Annotated in this window: 12 protein-coding genes; 8 read left to right on the forward strand and 4 right to left on the reverse strand. The window is 63.8% G+C overall.

From position 1 onward, the window contains the following. From CON76_RS04305 to CON76_RS04330, 6 genes are all read left to right on the forward strand, one after another. The coding region (locus CON76_RS04305) for an RNA-guided endonuclease InsQ/TnpB family protein (protein WP_145995328.1) at positions 1-503 on the forward strand (503 nt) is incomplete at its 5' end. 57 nt (positions 504-560) lie between these two features. Continuing rightward, positions 561-2,030, forward strand: a complete 1,470-nt coding sequence (gene guaB, locus CON76_RS04310) for an IMP dehydrogenase (protein ID WP_101102128.1) — start codon at positions 561-563, stop codon at positions 2,028-2,030. 69 nt (positions 2,031-2,099) lie between these two features. Continuing rightward, positions 2,100-5,891 (forward strand): restriction endonuclease subunit S, encoded by a 3,792-nt coding sequence (locus tag CON76_RS04315; protein ID WP_101102129.1) that lies wholly within the window; start codon positions 2,100-2,102, stop codon positions 5,889-5,891. A gap of 17 nt (positions 5,892-5,908) precedes the next feature. Beyond that, positions 5,909-7,525 carry a glutamine-hydrolyzing GMP synthase gene (guaA, locus tag CON76_RS04320; RefSeq protein ID WP_101102130.1) on the forward strand — a complete coding sequence of 539 codons (1,617 nt, stop codon included), beginning with the start codon at positions 5,909-5,911 and terminating at the stop codon, positions 7,523-7,525. A gap of 1 nt (position 7,526) precedes the next feature. Beyond that, on the forward strand, positions 7,527-8,624 hold the full coding sequence (gene tadA / locus CON76_RS04325) for a tRNA adenosine(34) deaminase TadA (RefSeq protein WP_240592764.1): 1,098 nt from the start codon (positions 7,527-7,529) through the stop codon (positions 8,622-8,624). Between the two features lie 7 nt (positions 8,625-8,631). After that, positions 8,632-9,567 carry an LD-carboxypeptidase gene (locus CON76_RS04330; protein WP_101102132.1) on the forward strand — a complete coding sequence of 312 codons (936 nt, stop codon included), beginning with the start codon at positions 8,632-8,634 and terminating at the stop codon, positions 9,565-9,567. Positions 9,568-9,592: 25 nt separating this feature from the next. Here the strand turns inward: CON76_RS04330 and cphA are convergent, their stop codons facing one another. Together cphA and CON76_RS04340 are read right to left on the reverse strand one after the other, a co-directional pair. Beyond that, positions 9,593-12,202 (reverse strand): cyanophycin synthetase, encoded by a 2,610-nt coding sequence (gene cphA, locus CON76_RS04335; RefSeq protein WP_101102133.1) that lies wholly within the window; start codon positions 12,200-12,202, stop codon positions 9,593-9,595. A 43-nt stretch (positions 12,203-12,245) separates the two neighbouring features. Further along, positions 12,246-14,414, reverse strand: coding sequence for a cyanophycin synthetase (locus CON76_RS04340; protein ID WP_101102134.1), 2,169 nt, complete (start codon positions 14,412-14,414; stop codon positions 12,246-12,248). Between the two features lie 120 nt (positions 14,415-14,534). Here CON76_RS04340 and CON76_RS04345 point away from each other — a divergent pair, with 120 nt between their 5' ends. Both CON76_RS04345 and CON76_RS04350 read left to right on the forward strand, forming a co-directional pair. Then, positions 14,535-16,826: a cyanophycin metabolism-associated ABC transporter gene (locus tag CON76_RS04345; RefSeq protein WP_101102135.1), complete on the forward strand. Its 2,292-nt coding sequence runs from the start codon at positions 14,535-14,537 to the stop codon at positions 16,824-16,826. After that, positions 16,823-17,290, forward strand: a complete 468-nt coding sequence (locus CON76_RS04350; protein WP_101102136.1) for a cyanophycin metabolism-associated DUF1854 family protein — start codon at positions 16,823-16,825, stop codon at positions 17,288-17,290. Before CON76_RS04345 ends, CON76_RS04350 begins: the two co-directional genes overlap by 4 nt. Before the next feature lie 116 nt (positions 17,291-17,406). On the opposite strand, the gene CON76_RS04355 is transcribed toward CON76_RS04350, so the two are convergent. Then, on the reverse strand, positions 17,407-18,138 hold the full coding sequence (locus tag CON76_RS04355; protein WP_101102137.1) for an ankyrin repeat domain-containing protein: 732 nt from the start codon (positions 18,136-18,138) through the stop codon (positions 17,407-17,409). Then, the gene (locus CON76_RS04360) at positions 18,135-18,971 is read right to left on the reverse strand and encodes a TatD family hydrolase (protein ID WP_101102138.1); all 837 of its coding nucleotides are present in this window, start codon (positions 18,969-18,971) and stop codon (positions 18,135-18,137) included. The genes CON76_RS04355 and CON76_RS04360 overlap by 4 nt, the downstream gene beginning before the upstream one ends. Between the last annotated feature and the right edge of the window lie 7 nt (positions 18,972-18,978).

Here is an 18,978-nt window from a genome sequence, read left to right on the forward strand (position 1 = left end):
GCGACAAGCTGGAAGGGCGCTGGTACCGCAACCATGAGCTGGAACTGGCCAAAGCGCAGCGCGCCCGAAAGAAAAAACGGGTCAAGGCGATCCACGCCAAGATCAAAAATCAGCGTAAAGACGCGCTGCACAAATTCAGCACCGAGATGGTGCGACAAAACGCCGCCATCTTCGTGGGCGACGTGGCCAGCGCCAAGCTGGTCAAGACCACCATGGCCAAAAGCACGTTGGACGCGGGCTGGGCCATGCTGAAAACCATGTTGGAACAAAAGAGCCATCAGGCCGGTGTGGTGTTCGAGGTCGTGAACGAAGCGTATTCAACCCAGACTTGCTCGTGCTGCGGGGCTATCCCCGCCAGCAGTCCGAAAGGTAGGGCGGGTTTGCGAATAAGGGAATGGACGTGCAGCGAATGCGGAGCGGTACACGACCGCGACGTGAACGCGGCCAAAAACATTCTCGCGGCGGGGCATCGCCGTCTGGCAGCAGGAATCCCCGTCCTTTAGGGCGGGGAGGATGTCAACTGTCCCTACCCATTACAATACTGTTTTTGGAGCCCACACATGCGCCTAATCGGTAAAGCGCTCACCTTCGACGACGTGTTGCTGGTGCCAGCGTACTCCCAGGTCCTGCCCAAGGACACTTCCCTCGCGACCCAGTTCACGCGCGACATCACCCTGAACCTGCCACTCGTGTCCGCCGCCATGGACACCGTCACCGAGGCGCGTCTGGCCATTGCCATCGCGCAAGAGGGCGGCATTGGCATCGTGCACAAGAACCTGACCGCGCAAGAACAGGCCGCCCAGGTGGCCAAGGTCAAGCGCTACGAGTCAGGCCTGCTGCGCGACCCCGTCGTCATCACCCCCGAGACCAGCATCTACCAGGTGATGCAGCTGTCCGAGGAGCTGGGCGTCTCCGGCTTCCCGGTGGTGGAGGGCGGCAAGGTGGTCGGCATCGTCACCGGGCGCGACCTGCGCTTCGAGACCCGCTACGACCTGCCGGTGCGCGAGATCATGACGCCGCAGCACCGCCTGGTCACGGTGCCCGATGGCACCACGCCCGAGGCGGCCAAGGCGCTGCTCAACAAGCACAAGCTCGAGCGCCTGCTGGTGGTCAACGAGAGCTTCGAGCTCAAGGGCCTGATCACGGTCAAGGACATCACCAAGCAGCTCAACTTTCCCAACGCCGCGCGCGACAGCTCGGGCCGCCTGCGCGTGGGCGCAGCGGTGGGCGTGGGCGCCGGTACCGAGGAACGCGTGGAACTGCTGGTCAAGGCCGGTGTGGACGCAATTGTGGTGGACACCGCCCACGGCCACAGCAAGGGCGTGATCGACCGCGTGCGCTGGGTCAAGCAGAACTACCCGCAGGTGCAGGTGATTGGCGGCAACATCGCCACCGGCTCGGCGGCGCTGGCGCTGGTCGAGGCCGGCGCCGATGGCGTCAAGGTCGGCATTGGCCCGGGTTCCATCTGCACCACCCGCATCGTTGCCGGTGTCGGCGTGCCGCAGATCATGGCCATCGACAGCGTGGCCACCGCGCTCAAGGGCACCGGCGTGCCGCTGATTGGCGACGGCGGCATCCGCTATTCGGGCGACATTGCCAAGGCCCTGGCCGCAGGCGCCAGCACGGTGATGATGGGCGGCATGTTCGCTGGCACCGAAGAGGCGCCGGGCGAGATCGTGCTGTTCCAGGGCCGCAGCTACAAGAGCTACCGTGGCATGGGCTCGATCGGTGCCATGCAGCAGGGCAGCGCCGACCGCTACTTCCAGGAATCCAGCACCGGCAACCCCAATGCCGACAAGCTGGTGCCCGAAGGCATTGAAGGCCGCGTGCCTTACAAGGGTTCGGTGGTGTCGATCATCTTCCAGATGGCCGGCGGCATCCGTGCCTCCATGGGCTACTGCGGCTGTGCCACCATTGCCGAGATGCACGACAAGGCCGAGTTTGTCGAGATCACCTCGGCCGGCATCCGCGAAAGCCATGTGCACGACGTGCAGATCACCAAGGAAGCACCAAACTACCGCGCCGACTGATTCCGCGTCAACCTTTTTGGCCTAAAAAAACCTCCGTCTGATGTCATCGGCGGAGGTTTCCTCGTTTTTATGATCGACTCTCAAAACTTTCGCACATTGCTGGTTCACTTGGGCTTTGAGCAGGATCACAGCTCCGTGACCACGCTGTGGCGCAAGCGGCTGGGGCCAGACGGCGCGCTGGCGCTGGCGGTTGATTTTGGCAAGGAAGAAATCATTTACGCCGAGGCGCAGGGCCTGAACGTCCACCAGCGCCAGACCTGCAATTTTGCCGCCGCTGAAAACGCGGTGGTGTTCGAGTGTGTGTACCGCCTGTTGGACAAAGGCTACAAACCCGAGCACATTGAGCTCGAACCTGAATGGTCGCTGGGGCACGGCAGCAAAAGCGGACGGGCCGATATTCTGGTGCGTGACCAGCAAGGCGCGGCGCTGCTCATCATCGAGTGCAAGACCACAGGCCGCGAATTTAACAAGGCCTGGAAAGACACCCTGGCCGACGGCGCACAACTGTTCAGCTACGTGGAGCAGGAAAAAGCCACCCAGTTCATCTGCCTGTACGCCAGCGAATGGGATGCCAAAGCTGGAACACTGCACACCTTCCAGGAGATAGTATCGGTCAAGGACAACCCGCAAATTTTGCAAGACAACCCTGGTGCATTGTCGTTTGCTGCCGCCAGCAATGCCCGAGAACGTTTCAAGGTTTGGAAAGAGACCTACGCCCAAGAATCGACCCAAACCGGTATTTTTGAAGGCAACATCCTGCCTTACCAGATTGGCAAGAACAAGTACACGCTGGCCAACGACACCAAACCGCTCAAAGCCATCGATATCAAGGGCGCCTACCACCGCTTCCGTACCGTCCTGCGCAAGCACAACGTCTCGCGGCGCGAGAACGCCTTTGAGGTTCTCGTCAATTTGTTCGTCTGCAAAATTGTCGATGAAACCGAAAACCCGAACGACCTCAAGTTCTACTGGAAAGGCATTGCCTACGACAACTATTTCGATCTGGTCGATCGCTTGCAGTCGCTCTACAAGACGGGCATGAGCCGTTTTCTGGGGCAGGACATTGTCTATGTCAGCAACGACGACATCGAAAACGCCTTCTGGCCGGTCAAGAACCAGCGCAGCGCCGTCCGGGAAGAAATCCGGCGCCTGTTCCGGCAACTCAAGTTTTTCAAGGGGCTGGATTTTGAATTCATCAAGGTCTTCAACCAGACCTATTTTGACAAGAACGCCAAGATCCTGATCGAAATCATCCAGATGTGGCAAGGCTTGCGCCTGACGGGCAGCAGCCAGAACCAGTTTCTGGGCGACATGTTCGAGTATTTCCTCGACAACGGCATCAAGCAAAGCGAAGGTCAGTTTTTTACCCCGGTGCCGATTTGCAAGTTCATTGTGTCGGCCTTGCCGCTGGAACGGCTCATCGCCGACAGCCACGAACCCTTGCGCGCGATCGACTACGCCTGTGGTTCCGGGCATTTTTTGACCGAATACGCGGCCCAGTTGCCCGCATTGCTGCACAGCGTCAAGCAACAAGACGATGCCCGGCCCTGGTTCAGCCAGATCTACGGCATTGAAAAAGAAGACCGACTGGCCAAGGTGGCCAAGGTCTCGGCGTTCATGTACGGCTTCAACGACGTTCACATTCTGGACGCCGACGCGCTGGTGCAACACCCCGACATTGCCGAGGAAGGCCACGATGTGCTGGTGGCCAACCCGCCGTTTGCGGTGGAAGATTTTCTGCAAACCGTGCCGGAACAGGAACGCCAACGCTACACGCTGCTGGACAGCGTGAACGACCTGGGCAACAAGAACGTGCAGTGCTTCTTTCTGGAACGCGCGCAGCAGTTGCTCAAGCCCAGCGGGGTGGTGGGCGTGATTGTGCCCAGCTCCATCTTGAGCAACACCGACGGCATGCACGTGGCCACGCGCCAGATCCTGCTCCAGTATTTTGATTTTGTGGCCATCACCGAGCTGGGCGGCAGCACGTTTGGCAAGACCGGCACCAACACGGTGGTGCTGTTCCTGCGCCGCAAGCCGCAACGCCCGGAACCGGCGCTGCACTTCAGCAACCGCAGCCTGGACTTTTTTGACGACTGGGCCAGGGAGCTGGCGCAAGAACACAGCGGCGAATACCTGGACTTGAACGACGTGCGCCACTACTGCGCCCACGTGGGGCTGGAGTTTGAAGCCTACCAAGGCCTGCTGCGCAACGCCCCCGAGGTGGCCTTGCTGGACACCGAACCTTTCAAGGACTACCGGCGCGCCTTTGACGAGAGCAACCACACCAAGAAACTGCGCGCCAGCAAGGACTTTGGCAAAAAGCCCGCGCCGGAACAAGAGGCCGAATTGCACACGCGGTTCGTGGCCTATTGCCGCCAGCAGGAACAGACCAAGCTGTACTACTACCTGCTGGCGCACCGCAACCCCACGCCGGTGCTGCTGATCAAGGGGCCGAGCGACAACAAGGAACAGCAGCAGTTTCTGGGCTACGAATGGAGTGGGGCCAAGGGGCAGGAAGGCATACGTTACGCGGGCGGCGATTCGGTGCACAACATTGTGACCCCGCTGTTTGACCCCCAGAGCCGCGACAACACCGAAAAACTCAGCTACCTGGTGCGGCAGAATTTTGACGGCCAGCCGGTGGTGGTGCCCGACAGCCTGCAAGCCTATGTCACACAGACGCGGCTGGTGGATTTGCTGGAATTTGGGCGGGTGGAGTTTGATGCAGCCATCTCTTTGAGTTCAAAAAATTCATCTATTTCTGTTGAAACTCAATGGCCGCTGATCAAGATAGGAGATATTTTTGAAACTGCTTCCGGTGGAACTCCACTATCTACAGAGAGTCAATTCTACAAAGATGGAAAGATTCCTTGGGTCAACAGTGGAGAAGTTCGATCAGGTTTAATTATTAGCACGGAAAACCACATTACAGAACTTGGGCTTAAAAATTCATCTGCAAAAATATTTCCAAAAAACACTGTTTTGGTTGCCATGTATGGTGCCACAGCAGGTCAGGTTGGAATTCTTGGCATCGAGGCATCAACCAATCAAGCTGTTTGCGGAATTTTTCCGAACGAAAAGGTTTACTCAGTATATCTGTTTAATTTTTTATCAACTCAACTAGACCAACTTCTTGGACTAAGATCAGGTATTGCTCGATTAAATTTATCTCAAGAAAAAATTCGGAATTTTAGAATTCCCGTTCCTCCACTGAACATTCAGCAACAAATCGTCGCTGAATGCGAGGCCGTGGACAAGGCGGTCGAACAGGCCCAGACCGACATCCAGAACGCCCAACAGGCCATTGCCGACGCATTCGCCACAGCGGCACAGGCCGCGCACCGCGAAGTGCGGCTAGCCAATGTGGAGCTGTTCGACATTTTCATTGGCAAGCGTGTCCTCAAAAGCCAGATCACCAGCGACACCTCGGCCACGCCGGTGTACAGCGCCAACGTGCTTAGCCCGTTTGGTTACACCCACAACCGCTTGATCGAAGACTTTTCCCGTGCGTCGGTGCTGTGGGGCATTGATGGCGACTGGATGGTCAACCTGATCCCGGCCAACGCACCGTTTTACCCCACCGACCACTGTGGCGTGGTGCGCGTCAAAGCCGGGGCCGATATTCACCCGCGCTACCTGGCCATGGCGCTGGAGCAGGAAGGCCGTCGGGTACGGTTCAGCCGCAGCAACCGCGCCAAGACCGAAGCCATCAGGAGCCTGAAACTGCTGATCCCCGATCTGGATTTGCAGCAAAATCTTGACACCGTGGCCACCCAGGCCGAAGCCGCCATCGCAGCGGCCCAGACTATCATCGACGCCGCACCGGCCCAGAAACAGGCCATCCTCCAGAACTACCTTTAACTGCTCGCAACACACCCATGAACCACCAGAAAATCCTCATCCTCGATTTCGGCTCCCAGGTCACGCAACTGATTGCACGCCGTGTGCGCGAAGCCCATGTGTACTGCGAAGTGCATCCGTGCGACGTGACCAGCGACTGGGTGCGCGACTACGCTGCCGATGGCCAGCTCAAGGGCGTGATTTTGTCGGGCAGCCACGCCAGTGTGTACGAGGTGGACGACCGTGCGCCCGATGCCGTGTTCGAGCTGGGCGTGCCAGTGCTGGGCATCTGTTACGGCATGCAGACCATGGCCACGCAGCTGGGCGGCAAGGTGGAAGGCTCGCACACGCGCGAGTTCGGTTACGCCGAAGTGCGTGCCCACGGCCAGAGCGGCTTGCTGGATGGCATTGTGGACTTCCACACGCCCGAAGGCGACAACATGCTCAAGGTGTGGATGAGCCACGGCGACAAAGTGACCGCACTGCCGCCGGGCTTTGAAGTGATGGCCTCCACCCCCAGCTGCCCGATTGCGGGCATGGCCGACGAAGCGCGCAAGTTCTACGCGGTGCAGTTCCACCCCGAAGTCACGCACACCGTCAAGGGCCGCGAGCTGCTGGAACGCTTTGTGCTGGACATCTGCGGCACGCGCGCCGACTGGGTGATGCGCGACCACATCGAAGAGGCCGTGGCCAAGATCCGCGAGCAGGTGGGCGAGGAGGAAGTGATCCTCGGTTTGTCCGGCGGTGTGGATTCGTCGGTGGCTGCGGCGCTGATCCACCGCGCCATTGGCGAGCAGCTGACCTGCGTGTTTGTGGACCATGGCCTGCTGCGCCTCAACGAAGGCGACATGGTGATGGACATGTTCGCGGGCAAGCTCAACGCCAAGGTGATCCGCGTCGACGCCAGCGAGCTGTTCCTCGGTCAGCTGGCCGGCGTCACCGACCCGGAGAAGAAGCGCAAGATCATCGGCGGCCTGTTCGTTGATGTCTTCAAGGCCGAGGCCGCCAAGCTCAAGGCCGCCGGCAATGGCGCCAAGGGTGCCACCTTCCTGGCCCAGGGCACAATCTACCCGGATGTGATCGAGTCGGGCGGCGCCAAGAGCAAGAAGGCCGTCACCATCAAGAGCCACCACAACGTCGGCGGTCTGCCCGAACAGCTCGGCCTCAAGCTGCTGGAGCCGCTGCGCGACCTGTTCAAGGACGAGGTGCGCGAGCTGGGCGTTGCGCTGGGCCTGCCGCACGACATGGTGTACCGCCATCCCTTCCCGGGTCCGGGCCTGGGCGTGCGCATTTTGGGCGAGGTCAAGCCCGAGTACGCCAAGCTGCTGCAGCGTGCCGACGCGATCTTCATCGAGGAGCTGCGCTCCACCATCGACCCGGTCAGCGGCAAGAGCTGGTACGACCTGACCAGCCAGGCCTTCACGGTGTTCCTGCCGGTCAAGAGCGTGGGCGTGATGGGCGATGGCCGTACCTACGATTATGTGGTGGCACTGCGCGCGGTCTGCACCAGCGACTTCATGACCGCCGACTGGGCCGAGCTGCCGTACAGCCTGCTCAAGCGTGTGTCGGGCCGCATCATCAACGAGGTGCGTGGCATCAACCGCGTGACCTACGATGTGAGCTCCAAGCCGCCAGCGACGATCGAGTGGGAATGATTTGAGCCCAGACGATGTCTGGATGCGGCTGGCGCTGGAACAGGCGCGCCAGGCGCAGCAACGCGGTGAGGTGCCCGTGGGCGCGGTGCTGGTGCGGGGTGGCGAGGCGCTGGCGCTGGGCCACAACCAGCCCATTGCCAGCCACGACCCCACTGCCCACGCCGAGATGCTGGCCTTGCGCGCCGGAGCGCAGCGGCTGGGCAACTACCGACTGGAGGATTGCGAACTGTACGTGACGCTGGAGCCGTGCGCCATGTGTGCGCAAGCCATGCTGCACGCGCGCTTGAAGCGGGTGGTGTTTGGTGCCACCGAGCCCAAAACCGGTGCCGCTGGTTCGGTGCTGGACCTATTCGCCTTGCCCCAACTCAACCACCAGACGGCGGTGCAGGGCGGGGTGTTGGCCGATGAATGCACGGCGGTACTGCAAGGTTTTTTCAGGGAACGACGCCAGCAGGCGCAGCAGCAGGCCCAGCCCTTGCGTCAGGATGCCTTGCGCACGCCCGAGGCACGCTTTGCGCCGGTGTGGGAAGCGTGGCCCCATTGGCAGCCGCACCGCCAGTACCAGCACAGCTTGCCCGCGCTGGAGGGCTTGCGCTGGCACACGCTGGACATACCCCCCTGCGCACAAGGGGATCATGGCGTCGGCACGCCAGCGGTGCCGGTGTGGCTGGCGCTGCACAGCCCGGACGGCTGGTGGCCACAATGCGCGGTCTGGGCACAACAGCAAACCCAAGCCGGTAGCCGGGTGCTGCTGCCGGATCTGATCGGCTTTGGCCAGAGCGACAAGCCCAAGAAATGGCGCTGGCACACGCTGGAACGCCACGCCCACATTCTGGTGCAGTGGTTGCAGCAACTCGGGCTGGACACTCCCGGCGCGGTGCGCTTGGCGGTGGCACCCGGACAGTGGCAATTGGCGCGTACCTTGCAGGCGCTGTTGCCTAACAGCATCGCCGGGGCGGTGGCCATCCCTACCCGGCAACTGTGGCAGGGTTGCCCGCCAGCGTGGCACCACCTGCCGTACCCCGACGCCGGGCACCGTGCGGCCCAGCGCGCCTGGCAGCTGGCAGGGTGGGGCACCGATGCGCCCACTGGTCAATAATCCATCCATGGCACACATTTACATTTATTCGCCCAGCGGTGCTGTGCGCGACAAGGCGGGCTTCAAGCGCGGCGTCAAACGCCTGCAAGCGTTGGGGCACGAGGTGGAAATCGACCCCGATGCGCTGGCCAGCCACACCCGCTTTGCGGGCGACGACGCTACGCGCCTGGCCGCCATCGAGCGCGCAGCCCGCAGCGGTGCCGATTTGGCCATGACCAGCCGGGGCGGCTATGGCCTGACGCGCCTGCTGCCGCAGCTGCCCTATGCCGCGCTGGACACTGCGGTCAAGCATGGCACCCAGTTCATTGGCCTGAGCGATTTCACCGCGCTGCAGCTGGCGCTGCTGGCTCAGACCGGCACGGCCACCTGGGCCGGCCCCGCGTTGCTGGAAGACTTTGCCTGCCCGGCAGATGAAGAACCCGACGAGATCATGCAAGCGTGCCTGGACGACCTGCTGCAAGGCGTGGGCGAGGGCACGGGCTGGCGCCTGCCGCTGTCGGACTTGCGCGCACACCCGCAGCTGGTGCAGGAGGAGGGCTGGAGCATCGACCAGGCCACGCTGTGGGGGGGCAACCTGTCGGTGCTATGCGCGCTGCTGGGCACGCCGTATTTTCCGCAGATCGAGGGTGGCATCCTGTTTGTGGAGGACGTGAACGAGCACCCCTACCGCATCGAGCGCATGCTGACCCAGTTGCTGTACGCGGGCGTGCTGGCGCGGCAGCAGGCAATTGTGCTGGGCCAGTTCAACCGCTACCAGCTCACGCCGCACGACAAGGGCTACAAGCTGGCCACGGTGGTGGACTGGCTGCGCAGCCAGCTCGACATTCCAGTGCTGACCGGCTTGCCATTTGGCCACGTGCCGACCAAGGTGGTGCTGCCCGTGGGCCTGCCGGTGCAACTGCTGGTGCAAGGGCGCGACGCGCTGGTGTTCTGGGGCGACTGAAGCCGCCCCCCTTTGAAAACGTCCGTCAGGCGGCTGGCGCTGGGGTACTGGCCGCTTCGCTTGCTGCCACTGCCACTTGGGCCTGGATGTGCGCCAGCGACTCGTCCACCTGGTCGATCAGCAGCAGGCACAAGTCGCCCGGTTGCAGGCGCGCCAGCGCGTGGTCGATGGCGGCAAACTCGCCCCGGATCTCGCTGACGCGCTGGATTCTGGGGGCGCCTTGCAGGCCTTCGCGCAGCAGTTGCAGCACTTCGCCGTCGCTGCGGCCACGCTGGCAGGCGTCCTGGTACAGCACCACTTCGTCAAACACCTGGCCCAGGATGCGGGTCTGTTCGCGGATGTCCTCGTCACGGCGGTCACCGGCACCGCTGATGACGGCCACGCGCTGGCGTGCGGGCATGCGCTGCACTGCGTCGCTCAGGGCCTGGATGGCGTCGGGGTTGTGGCCGTAGTCGGCGATCAGTGTCGCGCTCCGGTACTGGAACAGGTTGAAGCGCCCGGGCACCGCCTGCATGTCGCTCACGAAGGCCTGCAAGCCGTCACGGATGACGTGCCACGGCAGGTCCAGTGCCCACACCGCGCCAATGGCGGCCATGGCGTTGTCCACCTGGAAGCCGACGGCACCGTTGTGCGTCAGCGGGATGTACTTGAGCGCAATCCGCACTTCCATATCACCTTCAGCGGCCACCACGTCGCCGTTGTCCACGAACACCACGCGCTGGCCTAGCGCACGGTGGGTGGTGATGACGGGGTGGCAGGCGTCCTGGCCAAAGTAGGTGATGCGCCCGGGGCAGTGCGCCGCCATTTTCACGACTTCGGGGTCGGTGGCGTTGAGCACCGCCATGCCGCTGGGCGCGACGTTGGTGACGACCACGCGCTTGAGCACGGTCAGGTCTTCCAGCGTGGTGATGTAGTTCAGGCCCAGGTGGTCACCGCTGCCGACGTTGGTGACGACGGCCACCTGGCAGCGGTCGTAGGCCAGGCCTTCGCGCAGCAGGCCGCCGCGTGCGGTCTCGAACACGGCAGCGTCCACGTCCGGGTGCAGCAGCACGTTGCGCGCGCTGCGCGGGCCGCTGCAGTCGCCGCTGTCGGTCTGGCGGCCATTGACGTACACACCGTCGGTGTTGGTCATGCCCACGCGCAGGCCTTGCTGGCGCAGCAGGTGCGCAATCAGGCGCACGGTGGTGGTCTTGCCGTTGGTGCCGGTGACTGCCACGACGGGGATGCGCCCATCGTCGCCCGCCGGGAACATGTGCTGGATCACGGCCTCGCCCACCGCGCGGCCCTTGCCGAACGACGGGCTGATGTGCATGCGCAGGCCCGGTGCGGCGTTGACTTCGACAATGCCACCTTGTTGCGATTCCAGCGACTGGATCACGTTGTCGCACACCACGTCCACGCCGCAGATGTCCAGGCCGACCATTTGCGCGGCGGCCACGGCGCGCGCCGCCACGTCGGGGTGGACGTCGTCGGTCACGTCGGTGGCGCTGCCGCCGGTGGACAGGTTGGCGTTGTTGCGCAGCACCACGCGCTGGCCCTTGGCGGGCACGTCGTCGGGCATGAGGCCTTGCTCACGCAGGCGTTCCAGCGCAATGTCGTCGATGCGGATGCGCGTCATGGGGGTGGCATGGCCATCGCCCCGGCGCGGGTCGGTGTTGACCTGGGCCACCAGTTCCGCCACGGTGTGCTGGCCATCGCCCATCACCAGCGGCGGGTCGCGCCGGGCGGCGGCCACCAGTTGCTGGCCCACCACCAGCAGGCGGTAGTCGGTGCCGGGCAGGTAGCGTTCCACCATCACCTCGTCGCGGAACTCCAGCGCGGTGTGGTAGGCGGCCGCCACCTGTTCCTGCGTCTGGATGTTGACGGTGACGCCCTTGCCCTGGTTTCCGTCGCGCGGCTTGACCACCACGGCGCCACCGATTTCCTGCGCAGCGGCCCAGGCGTCGTCGGCGCTGTGTACCGGGCGGCCCAGTGGCACCGGCACCCCGGCGGCGTGCAGCAGTTTCTTGGTCAGCTCCTTGTCCTGGGCGATGCCTTCGGCAATGGCGCTGGTGGTGTCGCACTCGGCGGCCTGGATGCGGCGCTGCTTGCTGCCCCAGCCAAACTGCACCAGGCTGCCCTGGGTCAGGCGCCGGTAGGGGATGTTGCGCGCCACGGCGGCTTCCACGATCGCGCCGGTGGAGGGGCCCAGGCGCACGTCTTCGTCCAGTTCGTGCAGCTGGGCCACGGCGGCGGTCACGTCAAAGCTGCCCCCATCAGTTACGGCTTGTAACAATTGGGTGGCCAGCTGCAGCGCCAGGCGCCCGACGTCTTCCTCGGAGTATTCAACCACCACCTGGAACACACCGTTCTCGGGCGCGGCGGTGGTGCGGCTGAAGCTGACCAGGCAGCCGGCCTGGATCTGCAACGCCAGCGTCACCAGCTCCAGCGCGTGCGCCAAACTGTGGATGCTCTGGCCTTGCCGCAGGGGCAGGGCGCCCAGCTCAGGGAACACCGCGTACAGCCGTTCGTTGAAGCTGGGGTCGTGCGCCAGCAAATCACATTCGGCGGGGGCGCACACCACCACCGCTTCCACGGCGGTGTGGCGCGACCACAGGTTGGGGCCCCGAAGGGCGCGGATGCGGGAAACGTCCATGATGAGACGGAGCCTTGATAAAGGGGTGAACAAAAAACGGGGGTCAGACCGACGGAAACACCAGCGCAGCGGTTTCCATGCCGGCGCGCACCAGCGGCAGCGCAACGTCCAGCGCCAGTGCAGCGGCCACGGCGGCCAGCACGGCGGGCAGCGGTGCGTGGTGCTGCAGCAGGCTGCTGATCATGGGGTGTTGCAAGTCCAGCACCGAGGTGATGGTCTGCTCCTGCCGCAGCACCACTTGTTGCTGGTGGACGCAGACCATGCGCTGGCCGTTGTCGTGCCAGACACCGGTGGTCTGGTCATGCTGGCTGTAGTGGATCACGTCGCCATCGCACAGCTCGGCCAGACCCAGGCAGATGGGGTCGTCGGCGTTGAGCACCGCGCAGCCATCGGGCAGCACCACATCCACCTGGGTGCGCAGCACGTTGCGCATCTGCTCCTGGGTCAGGATGTGGTGATCCTCCAGGCCGGCTGGCGCTGGCACGCCGGTCACGACGCCCACGCGGCAGCGGTCGTAGGCCAGGCCGGTGTCCAGGATGGTGCGGGCGGAGTTCTCCAGCACCACGGTGTGGACGCTGCGGTTCATCAGCATGCGCTGGCCCGCTTCCCATTCCGAGGTGCGGCCGGTTGGCAGACGCTGCATGTGCAGGAAGGTACCGTTCTGGCACGCCACCCCGGTGTGGCGCCCTGCGCGGTGCAGCAGCCAGCCCAGCAGCATGGCGGTGGCCGCCGTGTGCTCGCCACCGGTGATGCCCACCACCGGGATGCGGCCATCGTCGCTGGGCCCCAGCAGGTGTTCCACAATCGCCTCGCCCACTGGACGCGGCTGGCCCACGGCGGGCTTGAGGTGCATCAGCAGGCCCGGCCCGGCGTTGATTTCTACAATGGCGCCACCCTGGGCGTGCAGGGGCTTGGAAATGTCGCACGCCACCAGATCGACCCCGGCAATGTCCAGCCCCACCACGCGGGTGGCCAGCGCGGCCATTTCAGCCACCTCGGGGTGGACTTCGTCGGTGATGTCGTGCGTCATCACGCCAGTGCGCTGCACCAGCACCTGGCGCCCGGCATCGGGGACGCTGTCCTGGGTCAGACCCTGGCGTTGCAGTTCCAGCATCACCAGTGCGTTTTCGGGCAGGCGGATGGTATCGAGCGGGAATTCCTCTTCCTCGCCCCGGCGCGGGTCGGTGTTGAGGTCGCGCTCGATCAGCGCCATCACGGTGTGGACGCCATCGCCGGTGATGAAGGCTTGCTCGCCGCGCGCGGCCGCTACCAGCTTGCCTCCCACCATCAGCAGGCGGTGTTCCTGGCCTGGGATGAAGCGTTCCACCATCACCTCCGAGCCTTCGCTGTCGGCCAGGGTGTAGGCGGCTTCCACGGCGGCCTGGGTCTTGAGGTCGAGCGACACGCCCCGGCCATGGTTGGCGTCGCTGGGCTTGACCGCCACCGGCAGGCCGACCTCCTGCGCCACTTCCCAGGCCTGGCTGGCGCTGGTGACCACCTGGCCCTCCGGCACCGGTACGCCGCAGGCGGCCAGCAGGCGCTTGGTCAGATCCTTGTCGCGCGAGATGCTCTCGGCAATGGCGCTGGTGCGGTCGGTCTCGGCGGTCCAGATGCGGCGCTGCTTGGCGCCATAGCCCAGCTGCACCAGGTTGCCGCTGGTCAGGCGGATGGCGGGCACGCGGCGCTGTGCGGCGGCGGCCACGATGCTGGCGGTGCTAGGGCCCAGCGCGTGGGTGTCGATCAGCGCCTTGAGCCGCTGCACGCAGGCCGTCACGTCAAAAGCCTCGTCGCGGATGGCGGCCATCACCAAGTCGCGCGCGCTGTGCAGCGCCTGGCGGCCCACTTCTTCCTGCTGGGTGCGGATCACCACCTTGTACACGCCGCGCTGCTCGGTCGAGCGCGCTTTGCCAAAGCCCAGCGGCATGCCCGCCTGGGTCTGCAGCTCCAGCGCCACGTGTTCCATGATGTGTCCAGGCCAGGTGCCGTCGCACAACCGCTCCACAAAGCCGCCCCGGTAGCCCACACCGCAGTGGTGTTCCACCAGGCCTGGCAGCCAGGCCAGCAGGCGCTCGTTGAAGCCGGGCAGGGTGTGCGACGGGCAGTCCTCCAGCGCACCAATGTCGATCAGTGCCTCCACCGCCGGGCGGTACGTCCAGATATTGGGCCCCCGCAGGTAATTCATGCGCAGAATGTGGATATCGTGGTGGCTCATGGACGGAGGAACGGAAGTGGGGTGAGGCTCAAAAGTACAATGACCGCGACCTGCAACGGTGGCGTGATTTTCCCCCCAGTTATTTGTTGCCATTTCGCACCGACTGAAAATATTTGCAACATGTTGTCAACACACACAACGGCCATCTGGCCGGATGGCTTTCCCCAGGTCTGGCAAACCAGCTTGCTCAAGGCTTGGGCCAACACCTCGGTGCGGGGCAAGGTGCAGGCGTGGCTGGAACTCGACCTCAACGCCGAGCTGTATTTCCAGCCCGGCCTGCTGGTGCTGACCGACACCCACCTGTGGGCGTGGCATGAGCACAATGCGCGCCCGGAGTGCTGGCCGCTCGATGGCCCGGGCCTGCACCTGCACAGCAGCGACCACAACGGCGTGGGGACGTTGGAGCTGCTGCAAGGCCAGGAACGCCTGGGCGTGTGGCGTTACACGCTGGGCCAGCACATCCAGGCTGGGCGGCTGCTGGAGCAGTTCGAGAACCGGCGCGAGCACCTGATCGACGGTGCGCCGTTGCAGCTGGCCTCGGTGGCGCTGTGCCCGCAGTGCAAGGCGCCGCTCGATCCCGACAGCGACGAGTGCGAGACCTGCGCCGCCACCGTGCACCGGCCGCCTTCCACCTGGACGCTGTTGCGCCTGTGGCGCTTTGCCCACCCGTACCGCTGGCAGCTGCTGGCAGGTTTTCTGCTGACGCTGGCCTCGACCGCCGCCACACTGGTGCCGCCGTACCTGACCATGCCGTTGATGGACGAGGTGCTGATCCCGTACCAGAACGGGCAGGCCATCGACACCGACCTGGTGGCCTGGCTGCTGGCGGGCCTGCTGGGCTCGGCGCTGGTGGCTTGGAGCCTGGGTTGGGCCAAGACCTACCTGCTGGCGCTGGTGTCCGAGCGCATTGGCGCCGACCTGCGCACCAGCACCTATGAACACCTGCTCAAGCTGTCGCTGGAATACTTTGGTGGTCGCCGCACCGGCGACCTGATGGCGCGCATCGGCTCCGAGACCGACCGCATCAACGTGTTCCTGTCACTTCATCTGCTGGACTTTGCCACCGATGTCATCATGATCGCGATGACGGCGGCGATCCTGTTCTCCATCAACCCCACGCTGGCGCTTGCCACGCTGGTGCCGCTGCCGTTCATTGCCTGGCTGATCCATGTGGTGCGCGACCGGCTGCGCACCGGCTTCGAGAAAATCGACCGCGTGTGGTCGGAAGTCACCAGCGTGCTGGCCGACACCATCCCTGGCATCCGCGTCGTCAAGGCCTTTGCGCAGGAAGCGCGCGAGGCACAGCGTTTCCGTGCCGCCAACCAGCACAACCTGGAGGTCAACGACCGCCTCAACCGCCTGTGGTCGCTGTTTTCGCCCACGGTGTCGCTGCTGACCGAGATTGGCCTGCTGGTGGTGTGGGCGTTTGGCATCTGGCTGGTGTCCAAGGGCAACATCAGCGTGGGTGTGCTGACGGCGTTTCTGGCCTACATCGGGCGCTTCTACAGCCGACTCGATTCCATGAGCCGCATTGTGTCGGTGACGCAAAAAGCCGCTTCGGGCGCAAAGCGCATTTTTGACATCCTGGACCACGTGTCCAGCGTACCCGAAGCCGCCAATCCGGTGCCCGTGCCCAAGATCACCGGCCATATCGAGATCCGCCACGCGGGCTTCCGCTATGGCAACCGCGCCGTCATCAAGGACTTGAGCCTGACCATCCAGCCCGGCGAAATGGTGGGCTTGGTGGGCCACAGCGGTTCAGGAAAAAGCACTCTGGTCAACCTGATGTGCCGTTTCTACGATATAGCCGAGGGCGCTATCCTGGTCGATGGCGTGGACATCCGCCAGATGGCGGTGTCGGACTACCGCCGCCATATCGGCCTGGTGTTGCAGGAGCCATTCCTGTTTTTCGGCACCATTGCCGAGAACATTGCCTACGGCAAGCCCGACGCCACGCGCGAGGAAATCGTGGCCGCAGCACGGGCCGCCCACGCGCACGAATTCATCCTGCGTCTGCCGCAGGGCTACGACTCACTGGTGGGCGAGCGCGGGCAGGGCTTGTCGGGCGGGGAGCGCCAGCGCATTTCAATTGCGCGTGCGTTGCTGATCGACCCGCGCATTCTGATCCTGGACGAAGCCACCTCCAGCGTGGATACCGAGACGGAAAAAGAGATCCAGAAGGCGCTGGACAACCTGGTCAAGGGTCGTACCACGATTGCGATCGCGCACCGCTTGTCCACGCTGCGCAAGGCCAACCGGCTGGTGGTGATGGACAAGGGCCACAAGGTGGAAGAGGGCAGCCACACCGAGCTGATGGCGCGTGAAGGCGCGTACTGGCGCTTGTACCAGGCGCAACAGCGGCAGGCTGAGACCGATCACAATCTGTTGGCAGAAGAGGAGAGCAGATCATGAGCGTGCAACGTCTCGTCAAGACACCTCGGGGCTTGCTGGCCTTGTGGACTGAGGATGGTTCTCATTACGAAAATGTGATACCTGTACGAGCTTTTCCCATCCAGGCACCGGACGATGGCGGCATTTCGCTGGTCAGCGATGATGGCCATGAACGGGCCTGGATTCCGAAGCTGTCTGACTTGCCGGTGGAAGAGCGTTTTCTGGTTGAAGAGGCCTTGAATGCGCGCGAGTTCATGCCGGTGATCCAGCAGCTGCTGGGGGTATCTTCGTTTGCAACGCCGAGCACTTGGCACGTGTTGACAAACCGGGGCCAAGCGCATTTCATCCTGAAAGGTGAAGAAGACATCAAGCGGCTGAATGCCAATACCTTGTTGGTACTGGATTCACACGGCGTGCAGTTCCTGATCACGGATCTGCACAACTTCGACAAGCAAAGCCGCAAATTGTTGGATAGGTTTCTCTGATTGTGAAATGCCCTTTTGGGCTTGGATAAAAATTCAACATAATATACATCGTAGAATTAAATGAATGGGTGCAGTATCACGCTAAAACCGCCTGTATCTGAGCGGGTTACGGTGTCTTACCAAGCGCCCTTGGGCAGTCTGGCCACAATGGCGCGTTGCAGTTGCTGCACATCGCGGTCGCGCCCTGCTTCGCGGGCAAAGTCCAGTGCCGTCAAGCCTTGCTGGTTTTTCAGTTGAGGATCGGCGCCCGCTTGCAGCAGCAGCGTCACCGCATCGGACAAGCCGTAGCGCGCCGCCATCATCAGGGGCGTGGTGCCGTTGGGCGATTCGGCGTCGATGTAGGCGGAATGTTCCAGCAGTAGGCCGATGATGGCCAGGGCCGCGTCGCCGGTGTGGGAGGCGGCGTAGTGCAGCGCAGTCCAGCCGGGACGGTTGGGCTGGGCGCCCTGCTCCAGCAAGGTCTGCACCAGTGCGGTGTGGCCACGCACCGCGGCCAGCATCAACGGGGTTTCGCCACGGGTATTGGCTTGCTCCAGGTTGATGCCGGGCTGGCGCACCAGCCAGGTGGCGATGTGCAGCGCGTCGTGCTGGATGGCCAGGCACAGCACGGGGTTGCGCTGGGCGTCGTGGGCGTTGGCGGAAAAGCCTTGCCGCACCAGTTGCTGTACCTGCGGCAGATGATCCACCCGCAGGGCTTGCAGGAAGTCGTCCAGCGGTGCGGCGTTGGCAGGCGGCATGGCAACCACCGCCAGCGCCAGCGCCAGCCAGACGCTGGTACAGCCAATGCGCCAGCGGTACCGCACCCGCTCACCCATTGGGAGCGACAGCACAGGCGTTGTGCCCATCATGCAGCAGGCTCCAGCGGGGTGTTCATGCCACTGAACAGCTGCAGGGTGTTGGCGTAGGTGGCGTGGGCCACCTCTTGCAGCGGCAGGCCCTTGAGTTCGGCCAGGTGTTGCGCCACGTGCGGCACCCAGGCCGGGGTGTTGGTCTTGCCACGGTGCGGCACAGGGGCCAGGTAGGGGCTGTCGGTTTCGATCAGGATTCGGTCCAGCGGCACCATTTTGGCCACTTCTTTCAGTTCCACAGCATTGCGGAAGGTCAGGATGCCGGAAAAAGAGATGTAGAAGCCCAGATCGAGCGCGGCGCGGGCCACGGCGGCGCTTTCGGTGAAGCAGTGGAACACGCCACGGGCCACAGCGCCCTGCCCTGCGCCGCCGCTCTGGCTGCCAAAGCCGCCCGCCTCGCGCAGGATGGCCAGCGTATCGTCGGACGCGCTGCGGGTGTGGATGACCAGTGGCAGGTCGGTGGCGCGGGCGGCGGCAATATGCACACGGAAGCGTTCGCGCTGCCACGCCATGTCGGCCACGGTGCGCTCGCCCAGGCGGTAGTAGTCGAGGCCGGTTTCGCCGATGCCGACAATGCGCGGGCGTTGCGCCAGGGTGATGAGTTCGTCCACCGTAGGCTCGCGCACGCCTTCGTTGTCGGGGTGGACGCCGACGGTGGCCCACAGGTGGGGATGCTGATCGGCCAGGGCATAGACCTGCTCAAAGTCTTCCAGCGTGGTGCTGATGCACAGGGCGCGCTCGACATGGGCGGCGCGCATGGCGGCCAGGATCTCGGGCAGCTGGGATTGCAGCTCGGGGAAGTTGAGGTGGCAGTGGGAATCGATGAATGGCATACAAAAA

Source organism: Macromonas bipunctata (assembly GCF_002837135.1).
GTDB lineage: Bacteria > Pseudomonadota > Gammaproteobacteria > Burkholderiales > Burkholderiaceae_C > Macromonas_A > Macromonas_A bipunctata.

Coding starts and splice junctions, on each gene's coding strand:
- CON76_RS04330 (WP_101102132.1), top strand. CDS start 8,632: ATGGCACACATTTACATTTATTCGCCCAGCGGTGCTGTGCGCGACAAG.
- CON76_RS04360 (WP_101102138.1), bottom strand. CDS start 18,971: ATGCCATTCATCGATTCCCACTGCCACCTCAACTTCCCCGAGCTGCAA.
- guaB (WP_101102128.1), top strand. CDS start 561: ATGCGCCTAATCGGTAAAGCGCTCACCTTCGACGACGTGTTGCTGGTG.
- CON76_RS04315 (WP_101102129.1), top strand. CDS start 2,100: ATGATCGACTCTCAAAACTTTCGCACATTGCTGGTTCACTTGGGCTTT.
- CON76_RS04355 (WP_101102137.1), bottom strand. CDS start 18,138: ATGATGGGCACAACGCCTGTGCTGTCGCTCCCAATGGGTGAGCGGGTG.
- guaA (WP_101102130.1), top strand. CDS start 5,909: ATGAACCACCAGAAAATCCTCATCCTCGATTTCGGCTCCCAGGTCACG.
- CON76_RS04345 (WP_101102135.1), top strand. CDS start 14,535: ATGTTGTCAACACACACAACGGCCATCTGGCCGGATGGCTTTCCCCAG.
- cphA (WP_101102133.1), bottom strand. CDS start 12,202: ATGGACGTTTCCCGCATCCGCGCCCTTCGGGGCCCCAACCTGTGGTCG.
- CON76_RS04350 (WP_101102136.1), top strand. CDS start 16,823: ATGAGCGTGCAACGTCTCGTCAAGACACCTCGGGGCTTGCTGGCCTTG.
- CON76_RS04340 (WP_101102134.1), bottom strand. CDS start 14,414: ATGAGCCACCACGATATCCACATTCTGCGCATGAATTACCTGCGGGGG.